The organism is Paenibacillus silviterrae (assembly GCF_030167925.1).
Taxonomy (GTDB): domain Bacteria; phylum Bacillota; class Bacilli; order Paenibacillales; family NBRC-103111; genus Paenibacillus_G; species Paenibacillus_G silviterrae.
In genome coordinates this window covers 3,720,102-3,737,500 of record NZ_JASKUT010000001.1, presented here as the reverse complement: position 1 = coordinate 3,737,500, position 17,399 = coordinate 3,720,102, and the positions used below count along the sequence as shown (strand labels likewise).

Sequence of the window (17,399 nt, the reverse complement as noted above, 5' to 3'; positions counted from 1 at the left end):
GGGAGACTTGAGTGCAGGAGAGGAAAGTGGAATTCCACGTGTAGCGGTGAAATGCGTAGAGATGTGGAGGAACACCAGTGGCGAAGGCGACTTTCTGGACTGTAACTGACGCTGAGGCGCGAAAGCGTGGGGAGCAAACAGGATTAGATACCCTGGTAGTCCACGCCGTAAACGATGAGTGCTAGGTGTTAGGGGTTTCGATACCCTTGGTGCCGAAGTAAACACAGTAAGCACTCCGCCTGGGGAGTACGCTCGCAAGAGTGAAACTCAAAGGAATTGACGGGGACCCGCACAAGCAGTGGAGTATGTGGTTTAATTCGAAGCAACGCGAAGAACCTTACCAGGTCTTGACATCCCTCTGAATGTCCTAGAGATAGGGCAGGCCTTCGGGACAGAGGAGACAGGTGGTGCATGGTTGTCGTCAGCTCGTGTCGTGAGATGTTGGGTTAAGTCCCGCAACGAGCGCAACCCTTGATTTCAGTTGCCAGCATTCAGTTGGGCACTCTGAAGTGACTGCCGGTGACAAACCGGAGGAAGGTGGGGATGACGTCAAATCATCATGCCCCTTATGACCTGGGCTACACACGTACTACAATGGCCGGTACAACGGGCAGCGAAGGAGCGATCCGGAGCGAATCCTTAGAAGCCGGTCTCAGTTCGGATTGCAGGCTGCAACTCGCCTGCATGAAGTCGGAATTGCTAGTAATCGCGGATCAGCATGCCGCGGTGAATACGTTCCCGGGTCTTGTACACACCGCCCGTCACACCACGAGAGTTTACAACACCCGAAGTCGGTGGGGTAACCGCAAGGGGCCAGCCGCCGAAGGTGGGGTAGATGATTGGGGTGAAGTCGTAACAAGGTAGCCGTATCGGAAGGTGCGGCTGGATCACCTCCTTTCTATGGAGTCCATGATGGCTGTAGGCCATCGGACATAAAATTTACTCTCTTCGTTGTTCAGTTTTGAAAGGCGCAATGCCTTTCAGAACTCTTGTTCCTTGAAAACTGGATATCGAAACAAAGCAAAATGTCGAAACATCTATACGATGGTTTATTGAGCGAATGCGAGATGAACAATCTTTTAGCTGAGGTTAAGCTAATAAGAGCGCACGGAGGATGCCTAGGCACCAGGAGCCGAAGAAGGACGTGGCGAACGACGAAATGCCTCGGGGAGCCGTAAGCAGGCTTTGATCCGGGGATGTCCGAATGGGGAAACCCGCGTGAGGTAATACTCACGTACCACACAGTGAATACATAGCTGTGTAGGAGGCAGACGAGGGGAACTGAAACATCTAAGTACCCTCAGGAAAAGAAAACAAAAGTGATTCCGTCAGTAGCGGCGAGCGAAAGCGGAACAGCCCAAACCAAGGGGCTTGCCCCTTGGGGTTGTAGGACGTCAATGTGAGTGCAGGTTGGTAGGCGAACAGGTCTGGAAAGGCCGGCCAAAGTGGGTAACAGCCCCGTAACCGAAAGCAACCGAGACTCTAGACGGATCCTGAGTACGGCGGGACACGTGAAACCCCGTCGGAATCCGGCAGGACCATCTGCCAAGGCTAAATACTCCCTGGTGACCGATAGTGAAGCAGTACCGTGAGGGAAAGGTGAAAAGAACCGCGGGAGCGGAGTGAAAAAGAACCTGAAACCGTGTGCTTACAAGAAGTCAGAGCTCGTTAATGAGTGATGGCGTGCCTTTTGTAGAATGAACCGGCGAGTTACGTTTACGCGCAAGGTTAAGGTGAGAAGCCGGAGCCGCAGCGAAAGCGAGTCTGAATAGGGCGAATAAGTACGTAGACGTAGACCCGAAACCGTGTGATCTACCCCTGTCCAGGGTGAAGGTGCGGTAACACGCACTGGAGGCCCGAACCCACGAATGTTGAAAAATTCGGGGATGAGGTGGGGGTAGCGGAGAAATTCCAATCGAACTCGGAGATAGCTGGTTCTCCCCGAAATAGCTTTAGGGCTAGCCTCGGGTGATGAGTCGCGGAGGTAAAGCACTGATTGGGTGCGGGGCCCGCCAAGGGTTACCAAGTCCAGTCAAACTCTGAATGCCGCAGACTTTAACCCGGGAGTCAGACAGTGAGTGCTAAGATCCATTGTCAAGAGGGAAACAGCCCAGATCATCAGCTAAGGTCCCCAAGTGTGTGTTTAAGTGGGAAAGGATGTGGAGTTGCAAAGACAACCAGGATGTTGGCTTAGAAGCAGCCACCATTGAAAGAGTGCGTAATAGCTCACTGGTCGAGTGACTCTGCGCCGAAAATGTAACGGGGCTAAATACACCACCGAAGCTATGAGTCCATTTATGGGCAGTAGGGGAGCGTTGTAACAGCAGTGAAGGTTGATCGTGAGGACAGCTGGAGCGGTTACAAGTGAGAATGCCGGTATGAGTAACGAAAAGACAAGTGAGAATCTTGTCCGCCGTAAGCCTAAGGGTTCCTGAGGAAGGTTCGTCCGCTCAGGGTAAGTCGGGACCTAAGGCGAGGCCGAAAGGCGTAGTCGAAGGACAACAGGTTGAAATTCCTGTACCACCGTGAACCGTTATGAGCAATGGGGTGACGCAGAAGGATAGTGACGCGGACTGATGGATGTCCGTCCAAGCAGCGAGGCTGGTTAGTAGGCAAATCCGCTAATCGTAAGGCTGGGCTGTGATGGGGAGCGAAATTCAAGTAGCGAAGGTCATGAGTTCAAGCTGCCAAGAAAAGCCTCTAGCCAGGGAGAAGGTGCCCGTACCGCAAACCGACACAGGTAGGCGAGCAGAGCATGCTAAGGCGCTCGGAAGAACTCTCGTTAAGGAACTCGGCAAAATGACCCCGTAACTTCGGGAGAAGGGGTGCCTCGGTAGGGTGAATAGCCCGAGGGGGCCGCAGTGAAAAGGCCCAAGCGACTGTTTAGCAAAAACACAGGTCTGTGCGAAGCCGCAAGGCGAAGTATACGGGCTGACGCCTGCCCGGTGCTGGAAGGTTAAGGGGAGCGGTTAGGGGTAACCCGAAGCTGTGAACCGAAGCCCCAGTAAACGGCGGCCGTAACTATAACGGTCCTAAGGTAGCGAAATTCCTTGTCAGGTAAATTCTGACCCGCACGAATGGCGTAACGACTTGGGCGCTGTCTCGACGAGAGATCCGGTGAAATTTTAATACCTGTGAAGATGCAGGTTACCCGCGACAAGACGGAAAGACCCCATGGAGCTTTACTGCAGCTTGATATTGGACTTTGGTACGATCTGTACAGGATAGGTGGGAGCCTAAGAAGCCGGAGCGCCAGCTTCGGTGGAGGCGCCGTTGGGATACCACCCTGATCGTATCGGAGTTCTAACCTGGCACCATTAGCTGGTGTGGGGACAGTGTCAGGTAGGCAGTTTGACTGGGGCGGTCGCCTCCTAAAGAGTAACGGAGGCGCCCCAAGGTTCCCTCAGAATGGTTGGAAATCATTCGAAGAGTGCAAAGGCATAAGGGAGCTTGACTGCGAGACAAACAGGTCGAGCAGGGACGAAAGTCGGGCTTAGTGATCCGGTGGTACCGAATGGAAGGGCCATCGCTCAACGGATAAAAGCTACCCTGGGGATAACAGGCTTATCTCCCCCAAGAGTCCACATCGACGGGGAGGTTTGGCACCTCGATGTCGGCTCATCGCATCCTGGGGCTGAAGTAGGTCCCAAGGGTTGGGCTGTTCGCCCATTAAAGCGGTACGCGAGCTGGGTTCAGAACGTCGTGAGACAGTTCGGTCCCTATCTGTCGCGGGCGTAGGAAATTTGAGAGGAGCTGTCCTTAGTACGAGAGGACCGGGATGGACGTACCGCTGGTGTACCAGTTGTCTCGCCAGAGGCACGGCTGGATAGCCAAGTACGGAAGGGATAAGCGCTGAAAGCATCTAAGCGTGAAGCCCCCCTCAAGATGAGATTTCCCAATTAGTAAGACCCCTTGTAGACGACGAGGTAGATAGGTTCGGGGTGGAAGCGCGGCAACGTGTGGAGCTGACGAATACTAATCGGTCGAGGGCTTATCCTATAAAGCATATGACATTTGCTGAAGTTTCGAATCCAGTTTTCAAGGCGCAAGCCTTGATGGATATTTTCTAACGAAAAATCCGGTTTGGTGATGATGGCGGAAGGGAACCACGCGTACCCATACCGAACACGACCGTTAAGCCTTCCAGCGTCGATGGTACTTGGACCGAAGGGTCCTGGGAGAGTAGAACGTCGCCAAGCAATAAAAGAGCCTCTTGGGATCTCATCCAAGAGGTTCTTTTCGTATATCGAGTTGTTATTTGTGCGAATGTACAACAATCGACATCAGTTTTCATCGTTTTTTACGGATATTTCTGCGAAAATGCAACTTTTCTTGGCCGGAACGCCACGTTAGGATGTATATCGCAATTGAATTTTGCACAATAGCAGAAATTTCACCTCGCAAGAGGTTTATCCTATACGATTTATGTCATTACGCAGAAAAACTCATTATCTACCGACCGCCCCTAAAATAGAAAAATACGCCCTACTGAGCGTAGCAGGACGTGTCGGCTTCGTTGATTTTTACATAACCGGTGTGAAGGTGCTTGTGAAGCTTGAGAAGGATGACAAATCGCGGGAAAATCAACCAAAGATGAATGAAAACGAGATGCCCAAGCGCATTTAGTGACAGCCAGGGGAACAAGCATCCGACGATGACCAAGGTAATGAATAAGAGCTGCATGTGCACCTTCAACAGCTTCTCCAGCGAAATGTAACTGTTAGGGCGATACCCGAACCAGGGCAATTCAAACGCCCATCCCCAACCCTTCGGGGATTTGCCGTCCATCGTACGAAGGGAGAAATAAGTTATCGTCAGATGCAGTACAGGGACGATGAGCCACGCAGCTGCAAACGGCCATGGATTCCATTGAATGATATCCCATGCCAGCAAAATTAGAAGCAATGCCCAGTACGAGTAGAGCACAGCAGGTTTATGATGAATACGCTGCAATAAGCGGTAATGATAGATAGTGGATTCCTTCGATAGATGACGATCGTTCACTTAGTACCAGCCTGCCTTGTCGTTAGTTCTGTTATTCTTATCAATATATCGGTCTTCTTGTACCAAATTATAAGAACGAGGAACCCATTTTCCCCCACTTTCATAAAAATATATCATCAGGCTCAGGTTTAGATTTAAGAGAATCCGGCGATACTGATAGATAAAAAGAATAGAGGTGACAGCAATGGGTGACGCATTACAGCAAGAAATAACAAACTCTTGCATCATTTGCGGGCATAGCAAAGAAAACGGCATTATGATCATATCAACCTTCATCTGCGAGGATTGCGAGACCGAAATGGTAAGAACGGACGTGCGGGATGCGAAGTATCCGTTCTTCATCCATCAAATGAAGCAAATTTTATATAAAAAGAACGCCTAATTCAGCGTAAAATAGAGACTCTCAATCAACCGAAGGTTGGTGGGGGTCTCTTTGTTTGTTACAATACCAGCATACCTATAAGTAAAGGAGCATTAGCATGAGCACAGGAAAAGCTCCCTTATATGAACAGCTGCTTAAACATCGAACGGCGCGTCCGCACAGCTTTCATGTCCCGGGACATAAACTTGGAAAAGGGATACATCCGAGTGCAAAGGAAGTATTTCAGTCCCTTCTCGAAATCGACATGACGGAAATTCCGGGCTTGGATGATTTGCATCATCCGGAAGAAGCTATTAAGGAAGCACAGGAGCTGGCCGCCGCAGTATTCGGATCCGAACATACCCATTTCCTTGTCGGCGGTAGCACAGTCGGCAATCTTGCCATGATTATGGCGACATGCCAAGCAGGAGATCTTCTTCTTGTTCAAAGAAATGCACACAAATCCGTGATACACGGCTTGATGCTTTCCGGTGCACGGGCTGTGTTCATTACACCGAAGGTGGATCCCGATAGCGGCCTTCCTGTAGGCCTCACCTCAGAACAGGCGGCAGAGGCACTTGAGCGGTATCCGGAGGCCAAGGGCCTTTTGGTCACGAACCCAAGCTATTACGGGTTGGGAACATCCCTGCAGCCATTAGCAGAGCTGCTTCATAAGCAGGACAAGGTCCTGCTGGTGGATGAAGCCCATGGCGCTCATTACGGCTTACATCCTGCGCTGCCGCTATCCGCTATGGCCTCGGGTGCGGATGGAGCGGTGCAATCAACTCACAAGATGCTGACCTCCATGACGATGGGGGCGATGTTACATTTGCAAGGGGATCGGCTGGATCGTAAGGAAGTGGCACGCTACTTAGGTATCCTGCAGAGCTCAAGTCCATCCTATCCCATTATGGCCAGCCTCGATGTATGCCGCATGCAAATGCAGGAGCACGGAAGGGAGCTTCTGGATCAGGGGATCGGGCAGATTACTTATCTTGATGAGTGCCTAAGGAGCACAAAGCGTATACAAGCCTATCGGCCCAAATATCTGCCCAACCAGACACAGGATCCGTTCAAAATCTTACTCTATGATGCTGAAGGTCGCTGGACAGGCTTCGAGTTGAAGGAAAGGCTGGAGCAGCTGGGCTGCTACCCTGAAATGGCCGATCCGCGCTATGTCCTGCTGGTGTGTACCTTAGCGACTACGAAGGAGGATATGGATGCGCTGCTAACCGCAATAAGCCGCATCGAAGAGACAGCCGACCCGGCTTCCCAATCATCGCAACCGGTCCTAAGCACTCATTTGCAGATGCCGTCGCTGTCAGAGCCGGTGCATTTTCATAGAATTATTCGTACACAACAAGACATCGCTTACACGCGAATTGTCGAAGCAAAGGGACGGGTGGCTGCAGAGATGATTATTCCCTACCCGCCGGGAATTCCCCTTCTCTATCCCGGGGAGATCATTTCCGAACAAGCGATCGTATACCTGGAGCAATTGGCCCGAATGGGCTCCAGATTTCACGGTCATGATGTGGCTGCAACAGGCACGATACCAACCTATACGAGCGCTCAAGTTACCTGAATTGCCGGCGATGTGGTATAGTTAAAGGAATATCATCGAAATAGAGGAGCTGCAAGAAGTGAGACCGGGTTACTTTATAACAATTGAGGGCGGCGAAGGCGCAGGCAAAACGTCGGCCATACGGAAAATCGGCGAGCTTCTGGAGGAAAAGGGCTATGAGGTCATCACCACAAGAGAGCCCGGCGGCATCCCGATTGCCGAGAAAATCCGAGGCGTCGTCCTGGATCCCGCGCATACCTCTATGGATGGCAGAACAGAGGCTTTACTCTACGCGGCGGCCCGCAGGCAGCATTTGGTCGAGAAGGTCATTCCCGCTCTGCAAGCTGGAAAGGCCGTCCTATGCGATCGTTTCGTAGACAGCAGCCTGGCTTACCAAGGCCATGCCCGGGGGCTAGGGATCCCTGAGGTGCTTCGCATCAATGAGTTCGCGATCGAAGGCTGGATGCCGGACTTGACCATCCTGATGGATGTATCGCCGGAGGTGGGTCTAGCCAGGATAGACGCTGACCGGGGACGCGAAGTGAATCGGCTCGATATGGAGACGCATGATTTTCACCGGCGGGTCCGGGAGGGCTATTACCGGGTGAAGGACATGTTCCCTGAGCGAATACGAATAGTGAATGCGGATTTGCCGATGGAACAGGTTTTCGAAAGCTTGGCGATCCTGGTGAACCAAAACCTCCCTTCTAGAGTATAATGAAATAAAGCATCCTATCTTGCATTTTCCATATACATTAATGAAGGAATTTTCAGTAGGCTTGTCTAATTATTACTATAGGGAGTTAGCAACCTTTCATCCCAGACCTCACATATGTTGTAAACGTTTGCTGGCCCGACAGGTAGGATGGATTACTTCCCATATGTAAGGAGGCAGGTTATTATGAAATTAGTCATCGCGGTGGTTCAAGATAAAGACAGCAACCGATTGTCCAATGCACTGATTAAGGAAGGCTTTCGTGCGACGAAGCTGGCGAGTACGGGCGGCTTTCTTCGAGCAGGGAACACGACCTTCATGATCGGTACCGAGGATGAGCGGGTGAACGAGGTTCTCCAAGTCATCAAGGCGAATTGCAAAATCCGCGAGCAAATGGTTACACCGGTATCCCCTATGGGTGGCACGACCGATTCTTACATTCCTTTCCCTGTGGAGGTACAGGTCGGCGGTGCAGCGGTGTTCGTGATGCCGGTAGAGCGGTTCGAGCACTTCTAATTGAATTCAGGAGCGAAGACGCATGAAGATTAATCCGGGTTGGCGGCCGCTCGGCAAGGAACTGATCCGCAGTGACAATACGCATGCCCAGCAGACACAGCAAAAATCGTTCTCGGATATGATGAACCATCACCATGAACGGGCAAGCATGGAACAGCTGAAGCAGATCCTGCAGCAGATTGACAACCAAGGCCAGCGGCTGGCCAAGTCGATGACGGTGCGTGAGCTTCGCCAGTACAAGCTGCTGATAAAGCAGTTTCTGGAGGAGACGGCCAGACGCGGCGTTCAGCTTCGCGATACGCGCGGCTGGGACCGCCGCGGTCGTTCCAAGCGGTACAAGCTGCTGGAGGAGATTGATCAGGAGCTGCTGACCTTGGCGGATGAGATGCTGCTGAGTGAGCAGGGACGCATTGATTTATTGCATAAAATCGGTGAAATCCGGGGCATGTTAATTAATCTTGCCTTTTAACAAGAGCCGTCGGACAAGCCGGGTAAGGTAGGAGCAAGGAAAGCTATGTCTTTTAGGCAGGTAGAAGGTCAAGAGCGGGTCAAACGAATATTGCAAAACAGCTTACGGGCGGACAAGGTGTCCCATGCTTATATATTTACGGGTCCGGCGGGCACAGGAAGGCAAGCGATGGCGCTGGCGTTCGCCCAAGCGATTTATTGCAAGGTGCTGCCTGATGACGCATGCGGGGAATGCCTCGATTGCAGAAAGGTCGAGCACGGAAACCATCCAGATCTTCACACGGTCATGCCGGACGGCGCCTCCATTAAGATCGATCAAATCCGCGAGCTGCAGAAGCAGTTCTCGTACCGTGCCAGCGCCTCCGGCGTGAAGATGTACATTATTCATGAGGCGGAGAAAATGACCGTACAGGCTGCCAATAGCCTGCTCAAGTTTCTGGAGGAGCCGACATCGCAGATCGTTGCCATACTGATAACGGAGAATGGGAATGCTCTGCTGCCGACCATTCGTTCCAGAGCCCAATGGATATCATTCCTTCCCATGAACCGGTCTCAAATGACACAGCAGCTGCTGGAGGAGGGCTTGCCGCCGGCATTGGTGAAGGTGGCCGTGCACATGGCTGCCGGACCTGCAGCTGCGCGGGAACGTATTCAAACAAATGGGTTTGCAGAAGTCCGAAATCTAGTGATACAATTAACAAGAGAGAGCTTTACTCGGCTTCCGACGGCGCTGCTTACCGCGCAGCAGAAGCTGACGAAGGGCGCGCTCGCGGAGGAGCTGACTGCTTTCATGGACATGCTCATCTTATGGCTCAAGGATATGGTCCAGCTGCATCTGGGCAATCGGGAGGCGTTGGTGTACGCCGATCAAGCCGAATGGATGGCGCCGCAGGCTCTGACGTATCCCTTAGAGCATTGGATTGCGTGCCTGGAGCAGACCATCGACACGCAGAAGAAGCTGCGATTTCATGCTAATCCCCAGCTCATGCTGGAAACGATATTAATGCAGCTTAAGGGGGTGTAACGTTGTTTTCCGTTGTGGGGGTTCGATTCAAGAAGGCGGGTAAAATTTATTACTTCGATCCCAGCGACTTTCCGGTAGAGCAGGACAGCAGCGTCATTGTAGAGACAGCAAGAGGCATCGAATACGGGAAGGTCGTCATCGGACGCCGGACCGTTGGAGAAGCCGATGTCGTGCTTCCGCTCAAGAAGGTCATCCGGATTGCGGATACGCAAGACGCTCAGCTGGTAGAAGATAATAAGGCGGCGGCCAAGAACGCGTTTACCATATGCCAGGACAAGATTAAGGACCATCAGCTTCGGATGAAGCTGGTGGACGTTGAATATACATTTGACCGGAACAAAATTATTTTTTACTTCACCGCAGAAGGCCGCGTTGATTTTCGTGAGCTGGTGAAGGATCTGGCCAGTATTTTCCGAACACGGATTGAGCTAAGGCAAATCGGCGTACGCGACGAAGCGAAGATGCTGGGAGGAATCGGCCCATGCGGCCGGATTCTGTGCTGCTCCTCGTTTCTGGGGGACTTCGAGCCGGTATCAATCAAAATGGCCAAGGACCAGAACCTGTCGCTGAATCCGACGAAAATTTCGGGTTTGTGCGGAAGATTAATGTGCTGCCTGAAATATGAGCATGATAATTATGAAAGCGCAAAGGATGAGCTTCCACGAGTGGGCAGTGAGGTCGTTACCTCCTACGGGAACGGACGCTTGATTTCCTTGAATGTAAGCGAGCGCTTGGCCAAAGTACAAATTTTCGAATTGAAAAAGGTAATGGATCTTCCATTGGATGATGTAGTGGAACAGCACTAATGTTCTGTTGCTGCGGCCCTGAGGTGAAAGCGTGGATAAAAGAGACATTTTCGTGCAAATCGAGCAGATGGAAGAGCAAGTCGGTGCCTTTTATACCGAGCTTGGTCAAATGAAGAAGCAAATTATCGAGCTGTTGGAAGAAAACAAACGGCTTAGTATAGAAAACGGACAGCTGCGCAAGCTGTTAAAAAAGGATGCCGATCCCGTTCCTTCTCCAGATGAGGAGGAGGCGCAGGATCAATCCCCTTCGGTCAAAGAAGCGACAACCGGGGAAGGCTTGGACAATCTGGCCCGCATTTATCAAGAGGGCTTTCATATTTGTAATGTCTACTACGGACATTTGAGAACGGAAGGCGATTGCCTGTTCTGCTTATCATTTTTAAATAAATAAAGACCAGCCGTAGAGAGCTTCTCGCTCCTACGGCTTTTTTGGAGAAAGAGGAGTCGTGTGTTGGAGAACGGGAAGGTCACCTTGCAGCCTACGGAACGGATCGATGATTTACTTACGCATGATTTGCGAATCATTCAAAGCGATGAGGTGTTCAGCTTCTCGCTGGATGCCGTATTGCTGGCCAGGTTTTGTTATGTACCCCCTAGGGGAAGAATCGTCGATCTCTGTTCAGGCAATGGAGTGATTCCGCTGCTGCTGACGACGAGAACGAAAGCTCATATTACCGGTGTCGAGATCCAAGATCGGCTTGCCGATATGGCACGGCGCAATATCCGGCTGAATGGGCTGGAGGATCGGATTCATATGATTCACGGCGATCTACGGGATCCCGCGGCGGAGCTGGGCAACGGAGCCTTTGATGTGGTTACCGTCAATCCCCCCTATTTGCCGGTTCCGAACGGGGATCAGAACATGAACCCGCATTTTGCCGCGGCGCGGCATGAGGTGCATGCGACACTGGAGGACGTGGTACGGGCCAGCGCACGGCTGGTACGAAGCGGAGGACGTGTAGCGATGGTTCATCGGCCGAGCCGGCTGGTGGAGATATTCTGCACGATGAGGCAGTATCGTCTAGAGCCGAAGCGAATCCGGTTTGTGCATCCGCGGGCCGATCTCGAGGCAAATATGGTGCTAATCGAAGCGCTGCGTGACGGCAAGCCGGAAGTTAGGATGCTGCCTCCGTTAATCGTATACAAGAATAAGACGGAATACAGTGATGAGCTGATGGAGGTTTATTACGGCCGGAGCGAATCGCTCGCCCACAGTGATATCGGGCAGCATACCAGTACATAACCAAGGCGGGGAATCGATGAACATACAAAAAAGCTACGCGGAAGAAAAGCGTTACGGGAAGCTATACCTGGTAGCTACGCCGATCGGCAATCTGGAGGATATGACGTTTCGAGCCGTACGCACCCTCCGGGAAGTGGCGTGGATTGCCGCAGAAGATACGAGGCAAACCCGTAAGCTGCTGACCCATTTTGAAATCAACACCCGTTTGGTCAGCTACCATGAGCACAACAAACACGCAAGCGGGCCGGAGCTGATTCGTATTCTGCTCACCGGAGAATCCATTGCCTTAGTCAGCGATGCCGGCTTGCCGGCGATTTGCGATCCTGGCGCCGATCTGGCAAGAATGGCGATTGATGCGGGAATCGATGTCGTACCCATTCCGGGGGCTAATGCCGCACTTTCCGCATTAATCATGTCAGGTTTCTCGACGGAACGATTCCTGTTCCTGGGCTTCCTCCCGCGGGACAAGAAGCCGCTCGAGCAGGAGCTGACCCAGCTGCGCCGAGAAACCGGCACCATCCTCTGCTACGAATCGCCGCATCGGGTGGTAAAGACACTTACAGCGATTGCAGCTGTGCTGGGAGCGGATCGGGACATTAGCTTGATACGAGAGCTGACAAAGCGGTACGAAGAAGCGGTAAGGGGGACCGTGACCGAATGTTTGGAGCATTTGGAGGCGAACCCGCCGCAGGGCGAGTATGTTCTTGTCATTCGAGGCACCGACCCGGAAGCAGCAGCAGCGGAGGCCCCTGCGGACTGGTGGTCTTCGCTCTCACCCGAGGAGCATGTGTTACAATATGAGAGGGAAGGGCTTGACCCTAAGGAGGCTCTGAAGCGTGCAGCTCAAGACAGGGGTGTTCCCAAACGCGAGCTTTACCAGCTGCTTCGGGTGAAGGAGTAGAGAACTGCGCAGACTAAGGCGCCTGAGCTCCAGGAGCCTGGTCTGTGAAAAAAAAGAATCCCTAATTCGTTGATACGAACTAGGGACATAGAGGAGATATGAAAAAGGTTAGAATTACCATTAGTTAAGTTACTGCCTATATCTTATTATAACCTATTTTTTTTATTTTGTCACAGGTATTGGCATTTCCGTTAAACATTCATTGCATACAATTTTTCCCTTAAAGTAAGAGACGTTCTCGGCATTACCGCAGAAGATGCAAGCAGGCTCATATTTTTTCAGCATAATGCGCTCGCCGTCCACGTAAATTTCCAAAGCGTCCTTCTCACCAATACCCAACGTGCGGCGCAGTTCGATCGGGATAACAACGCGACCCAGCTCATCAACTTTACGCACGATACCTGTAGATTTCATCATAATAAAAATTCCCCTCTCCCGGAAGTGAAAATTGAGAAATTAATCGTCATCTTTCGACATAATTCTTAATTCCTATGATACCAACCATTCCCAAAATAGTCAACCTCAAATTACTAGTTTTCTATGTTAATTATTGGAGGCGAATGTAGGTAATTCAATTCTTTTGTGATACGATAAGAAAAAATGCTTAAAAACCGGTGTTTTTTCGCATAGAATGATGGATTGGCCTTAAAAGCAACTCGAAATAACTAGAATAAAATACCAAAAACCATATAAAACAATGGAAGTCTACAGTGACATGTTTCGACATATGTCTCGACATTGCTCAACATTTATGTCGAATAAAAGACGAAAAGAAAAAAGGAGATGTCCCATGGCGAGCCCGAGTCCCTTAAAGGAAGAAAAGGTTTTTAAAGACCCGGTACATAAATACATATACGTTCAGGATGAAACCGTGTGGGATCTCATCAACACCAAAGAATTTCAAAGATTACGCCGGATCCGGCAGCTGGGCACCTGCTTTCTGACGTTTCATGGAGCGGAGCACAGCCGTTTCTCCCATTCCCTCGGTGTGTACGAGATCACAAGAAAAATCATCAGCCAGTTTGAACGGAACCGATACGATGATTGGCCTAAGGAAGAACGCTTGCTCTGCCTATGCGCTGCCTTGCTGCATGATGTCGGTCACGGCCCGTTCTCCCACTCCATAGAAAAAACATTCGGAACGAATCACGAAAATTGGTCCTGCCGCATTGTCCTTGAAGAGGATACGGAGGTGAACCAGGTCCTCAGACGGGTCGCGCCTGACTTTCCCGAGAGGGTTGCCGGCGTGATCGCCAAAACCTACCATAAAGAAATTGTGGTTAGTCTCGTATCAAGTCAGCTGGATGCGGATCGAATGGATTATTTGCTTAGGGATGCGTATTTTACCGGAGTGAATTACGGCACCTTCGACCTGGAAAGAATTCTTCGTGTCATGCGGCCTTACCGCGGGCATATGGTGGTGAAGGAAAGCGGAATGCATGCGGTGGAGGACTATCTGATGTCCCGTTACCAAATGTACTGGCAGGTTTATTTTCACCCGGTTACCCGCAGTGCTGAGGTGGTTCTCCACAAAGTTTTCCAAAGAGCCAAACAGCTCTACGAAGAGGGATATCGCTTCCGATTCATGGTTTCCCCGCTGCTACGGCTGTTCCGCCAAGAGCTGACGGTGGCAGATTACCACATGCTGGATGAAGCGCTGATGCAAGCGGTTCTCATGCAATGGACGTTTGAAGAGGACGGCATCCTTGCGGATCTTTCCTCACGGTTCCTGAGCCGCAACCTGTTCAAGTATGTGACGTTGGAACGCATGGATGCTTCATTAGTAGAGGCATTGCGGACACAGATGCAGCAGCTTGGCGTGGATCCTGCATATTACCTTGAGATTGACTTCCCATCCGACCAATCCTATGATATTTATCGGCCGGGTGAGCAGGACGAAAAGCTTCCGATTCTTCTCTTGGATGAGGACGACAACCTGACGGAAATTTCCAGAAAATCCGAAATCGTTCGCTCCATCAGCGGAATCCAGATGGGGAAATACCATCTTTATTACCCGCAGGAGCTATTGCTGAATCACAGCCAGGCTCTGCTGCCCTCATTGAGGAAGCTCTTTGATTTGGAGTAATATCCATTATATAGAAAATACAAAAACAGGAACACAATGTGGCTGAACAGCCCCATGGGGAATGCCGGACTGGAATACATCTATATTGTAGAAACGTGAAGGAGAACTTTATGCTTACAGACACACATGCTCACTTGAACGCAGCACAGTTCGATGAGGATCGACAAGAGGTGATCGGGCGCGCATTAGCAAATGGCGTCACCCGTATAATCAATATCGGCTTTAACCGTGAAACGATTCCGACTTCCCTCGCGTTAGCGGAGCAATATGACTTCATCTATACAGCGGTCGGCTGGCATCCGACAGATGCAGCGGACATGCAGCCAGGCGATCTTGAATGGATTGAGGAGCTTTGTCGGCACCCTAAGGTGGTAGCAATCGGTGAAATCGGACTGGATTACTATTGGGATAAGAGCACGAAGGATATTCAGCTTCGCATTTTCCGCGATCAGATAAGATTGGCACGTAAAGTGGGAAAGCCCATTGTGATCCATAACCGGGATGCGCATCAGGATGTCGTTCAGGTGCTTCGTGAGGAAAAAGCTGCGGAAGTAGGGGGCGTGATGCACTGTTATTCCGGCAGCTGGGAAATTGCCAAGGAGTGCCTGGATATGAATTTTTATATCTCGTTCGGGGGGCCGGTCACCTTCAAAAATGCCAAGCAGCCGAAGGAGGTGCTAGAGAAGGTTCCGCTCGATCGTCTGCTCATTGAGACGGACGCTCCTTACCTCACCCCGCACCCGTTTCGGGGCAAACGCAATGAATCGGCATATGTCCGTTACGTTGCCGAGGCCGCGGCGGAAATCAAGGGGATTAGTACGGAAGACCTAGGTATGATAACATCCGACAATGCGTCCAAGCTTTTTAGACTAACATAGATTAAGTGCACATTTGACCACGCCCTTTTTTGTCGAAATAGGGATAAATGGAGCAAATCGGTGAAATCAGGAGATTTACGAAGAGGAAAGTATGTTTATTTGCAAAATACGGCTAAAAGAGTGAAAATTGGATGAAATTAACCCCAATTTCACGAGTTTGTATACTTTACAACTCAGCCGTACCATCGTAAACTCAATATTAACTTAATACAAATTACCAAATTTCCAACATCGCTGAGTTTCCGTAAGGGAAACGGGGGAACCGCATCGCGTTATGCAGCAGCTAGTCCATATGACTGCAGACGCATTTTCAGGGGTGAATCTTAGAAGCCTCAGCAGCTTCTGAGTAGGGCAACTCTCATGTCCGAATCCGTCAGCTAACCTCGTAAGCGTTAAGAGAGAGGTAACAATTGTCGTGTGCTGCTTTTTCATTTTAAGATTAAAATGAGAACAAGTCACGGGAAGGTTCCTCTTCTCTGGCTTGTTTTTTGTTGTCCACTTAGGGATATTCATCCCGGTCGATTCATACAAGTGAATCAAAGGAGGTGGGGACAAGGGCAAGTCTTAAGATCTGATGTTCAGATATAACGGCTGGACCTTGGTAATACCAAATAACCTTAGTCGCGTCAGATGAATCATGCAAAATAGTCGACGGCGGGGCTTTGAAGGAGGACCGAACAAGTGGGCGTTGTGACTCATGAACAAACCCATGTAAGACGATCATCCAGCATGACCTTCGCATTGCGATGGAAGCATGAAAACTTGCGTATGATTTCAGTTGCTGCGTTACTTTCATTCGCTATTGTCTTCATGTTCTTAATGATGTTGTACGGTACGGCCACTAAGCGCGTATCAATCGTTGTAGACGGTCAGGAGCAGACGTTCCAGACAAGGCATTCCGTTCTACAGCGCATACTGGATGAGCAAGGGATAGCCGTAAGCCAGAATGACAAGGTATCTCAGCCGCTGCAGGGTGCGGTCAAGTCGGGAGACCGTGTTGTCATCGAAAAGGCCATACCGGTTCAAGTTACGGCAGATGGAGAAACGAAGACGGTGTACACGGTCGCGAAGACAGTGGAAGCCGCGCTTGCCGAATCGAACATCGCCGTAGGGGAGCTCGATAAGGTGTCGCCGGGAATGGGAGAGCCATTATCGGGCGGTGCAGCCATCGAGATCGTTAGAGTGAAAAAAGAGACGGAAGAAATTACGGAATCGATTGCATTCGAGACCGTGAAGAAGAATGATCCCCAGCTGCTGAAGGGCAAAGAGCAAGTCGTACAGGAAGGTCAAGAGGGCGTTGTTCTGAAAACCAAGGAAAAAGTGTTTGAAGACGGTATACTCGTAGCAGAGCAAATCGTCGATGAAAAGGTTCAGTCCGAGAGTATCAAGAAAATCGTAGCGGTAGGTACGAAAAACCCGGTGGTTGTGCTGTCGTCCGGCTCCCCCACTGTGGATCAGGTAACCAAAGCAGGCGTTACCTTCGGCTATAAGCAGGTGATCAACAACGTCACCGTAACAGCTTATACCGCCAGTGCCGTATCGACAGGGAAAAGTGCAGAGCACCCTCAATACGGAATAACTTCCTCAGGCACGAAAGTGACAGAAGGCCGAACCATTGCAGTGGATCCGAAGGTGGTTCCCATGGGCTGGTGGGTTTACATTGAAGGTATCGGATTCCGCCGTGCGGAGGATACCGGCAGCGCGATCAAGGGAAATATCATCGATCTTTACTTTGACAGCTTACAGAATGCCCAACGTTTTGGTACGAAACGAGGGTACACAATGTATATCATCGGACCGAAGAAGCCGACAGCAGATTAATTGTGATGGACG

At 50.8% G+C, this 17,399-nt stretch carries 15 protein-coding genes, 3 rRNA genes and 1 riboswitch (1 of these 19 only partly in view); of the genes, 16 read left to right on the top strand and 2 right to left on the bottom strand.

Translation table 11 applies throughout. The features are described 5' to 3' along the window. The 3 genes from QMO62_RS17140 to rrf all read left to right on the top strand — a co-directional run. Window positions 1–898: ribosomal RNA gene (locus QMO62_RS17140) — 16S ribosomal RNA — on the top strand; it begins 637 nt to the left of the window's first position. Between the two features lie 189 nt (window positions 899–1,087). Then, a 23S ribosomal RNA gene (locus QMO62_RS17135) occupies window positions 1,088–3,999 on the top strand. Between the two features lie 83 nt (window positions 4,000–4,082). Beyond that, window positions 4,083–4,199, top strand: a 5S ribosomal RNA gene (gene rrf, locus QMO62_RS17130). Together the 16S, 23S and 5S rRNA genes form the textbook arrangement of a ribosomal RNA operon. A 286-nt stretch (window positions 4,200–4,485) precedes the next feature. On the opposite strand, the gene QMO62_RS17125 is transcribed toward rrf, so the two are convergent. Beyond that, window positions 4,486–5,004 carry a hypothetical protein gene (locus QMO62_RS17125; protein ID WP_284642823.1) on the bottom strand — a complete coding sequence of 173 codons (519 nt, stop codon included), beginning with the start codon at window positions 5,002–5,004 and terminating at the stop codon, window positions 4,486–4,488. Window positions 5,005–5,188: 184 nt separating this feature from the next. Between QMO62_RS17125 and QMO62_RS17120 the strand changes: the two genes are divergently transcribed. The 10 genes from QMO62_RS17120 (at window position 5,189) to rsmI (ending at window position 12,602) form a co-directional block, all read left to right on the top strand. After that, window positions 5,189–5,386 (top strand): sigma factor G inhibitor Gin, encoded by a 198-nt coding sequence (locus QMO62_RS17120; protein WP_284642822.1) that lies wholly within the window; start codon window positions 5,189–5,191, stop codon window positions 5,384–5,386. 97 nt (window positions 5,387–5,483) lie between these two features. Next, window positions 5,484–6,950, top strand: coding sequence for an aminotransferase class I/II-fold pyridoxal phosphate-dependent enzyme (locus QMO62_RS17115; RefSeq protein WP_284642821.1), 1,467 nt, complete (start codon window positions 5,484–5,486; stop codon window positions 6,948–6,950). Between the two features lie 58 nt (window positions 6,951–7,008). Then, the gene (gene tmk / locus QMO62_RS17110) at window positions 7,009–7,647 is read left to right on the top strand and encodes a dTMP kinase (RefSeq protein ID WP_284642820.1); all 639 of its coding nucleotides are present in this window, start codon (window positions 7,009–7,011) and stop codon (window positions 7,645–7,647) included. Between the two features lie 183 nt (window positions 7,648–7,830). Further along, window positions 7,831–8,160: a cyclic di-AMP receptor DarA gene (gene darA, locus QMO62_RS17105; RefSeq protein ID WP_284642819.1), complete on the top strand. Its 330-nt coding sequence runs from the start codon at window positions 7,831–7,833 to the stop codon at window positions 8,158–8,160. A 22-nt stretch (window positions 8,161–8,182) separates the two neighbouring features. After that, window positions 8,183–8,629, top strand: coding sequence for a YaaR family protein (locus QMO62_RS17100; RefSeq protein ID WP_284642818.1), 447 nt, complete (start codon window positions 8,183–8,185; stop codon window positions 8,627–8,629). A gap of 45 nt (window positions 8,630–8,674) precedes the next feature. Continuing rightward, window positions 8,675–9,652: a DNA polymerase III subunit delta' gene (gene holB / locus QMO62_RS17095; protein ID WP_284642817.1), complete on the top strand. Its 978-nt coding sequence runs from the start codon at window positions 8,675–8,677 to the stop codon at window positions 9,650–9,652. A gap of 2 nt (window positions 9,653–9,654) precedes the next feature. Continuing rightward, a complete protein-coding gene (locus QMO62_RS17090; RefSeq protein WP_284642816.1) occupies window positions 9,655–10,458 on the top strand; it encodes a PSP1 domain-containing protein in 804 nt (267 codons plus the stop codon). Window positions 10,459–10,489: 31 nt separating this feature from the next. Further along, entirely contained in the window at window positions 10,490–10,849 is a 360-nt protein-coding gene (gene yabA, locus QMO62_RS17085) for a DNA replication initiation control protein YabA (RefSeq protein WP_284642815.1), read from the top strand. 60 nt (window positions 10,850–10,909) lie between these two features. Next, window positions 10,910–11,701 carry a tRNA1(Val) (adenine(37)-N6)-methyltransferase gene (locus tag QMO62_RS17080; protein WP_284642814.1) on the top strand — a complete coding sequence of 264 codons (792 nt, stop codon included), beginning with the start codon at window positions 10,910–10,912 and terminating at the stop codon, window positions 11,699–11,701. Window positions 11,702–11,717: 16 nt separating this feature from the next. Next, the gene (rsmI, locus tag QMO62_RS17075; RefSeq protein WP_284642813.1) at window positions 11,718–12,602 is read left to right on the top strand and encodes a 16S rRNA (cytidine(1402)-2'-O)-methyltransferase; all 885 of its coding nucleotides are present in this window, start codon (window positions 11,718–11,720) and stop codon (window positions 12,600–12,602) included. A gap of 162 nt (window positions 12,603–12,764) precedes the next feature. Here rsmI and QMO62_RS17070 read toward each other — a convergent pair whose 3' ends face one another. Beyond that, the gene (locus QMO62_RS17070; protein WP_284642812.1) at window positions 12,765–13,019 is read right to left on the bottom strand and encodes an AbrB/MazE/SpoVT family DNA-binding domain-containing protein; all 255 of its coding nucleotides are present in this window, start codon (window positions 13,017–13,019) and stop codon (window positions 12,765–12,767) included. A gap of 373 nt (window positions 13,020–13,392) precedes the next feature. Here QMO62_RS17070 and QMO62_RS17065 point away from each other — a divergent pair, with 373 nt between their 5' ends. The 3 genes from QMO62_RS17065 (at window position 13,393) to QMO62_RS17055 (ending at window position 17,387) form a co-directional block, all read left to right on the top strand. Continuing rightward, window positions 13,393–14,688 carry an HD domain-containing protein gene (locus QMO62_RS17065; RefSeq protein ID WP_284642811.1) on the top strand — a complete coding sequence of 432 codons (1,296 nt, stop codon included), beginning with the start codon at window positions 13,393–13,395 and terminating at the stop codon, window positions 14,686–14,688. Window positions 14,689–14,798: 110 nt separating this feature from the next. Next, window positions 14,799–15,566, top strand: coding sequence for a TatD family hydrolase (locus QMO62_RS17060; protein WP_284642810.1), 768 nt, complete (start codon window positions 14,799–14,801; stop codon window positions 15,564–15,566). 222 nt (window positions 15,567–15,788) lie between these two features. Beyond that, a riboswitch (cyclic di-AMP (ydaO/yuaA leader) is annotated at window positions 15,789–15,974 on the top strand. Between the two features lie 273 nt (window positions 15,975–16,247). Further along, window positions 16,248–17,387 (top strand): resuscitation-promoting factor, encoded by a 1,140-nt coding sequence (locus QMO62_RS17055; protein WP_284642809.1) that lies wholly within the window; start codon window positions 16,248–16,250, stop codon window positions 17,385–17,387. The last annotated feature ends 12 nt before the right edge of the window (window positions 17,388–17,399 follow it).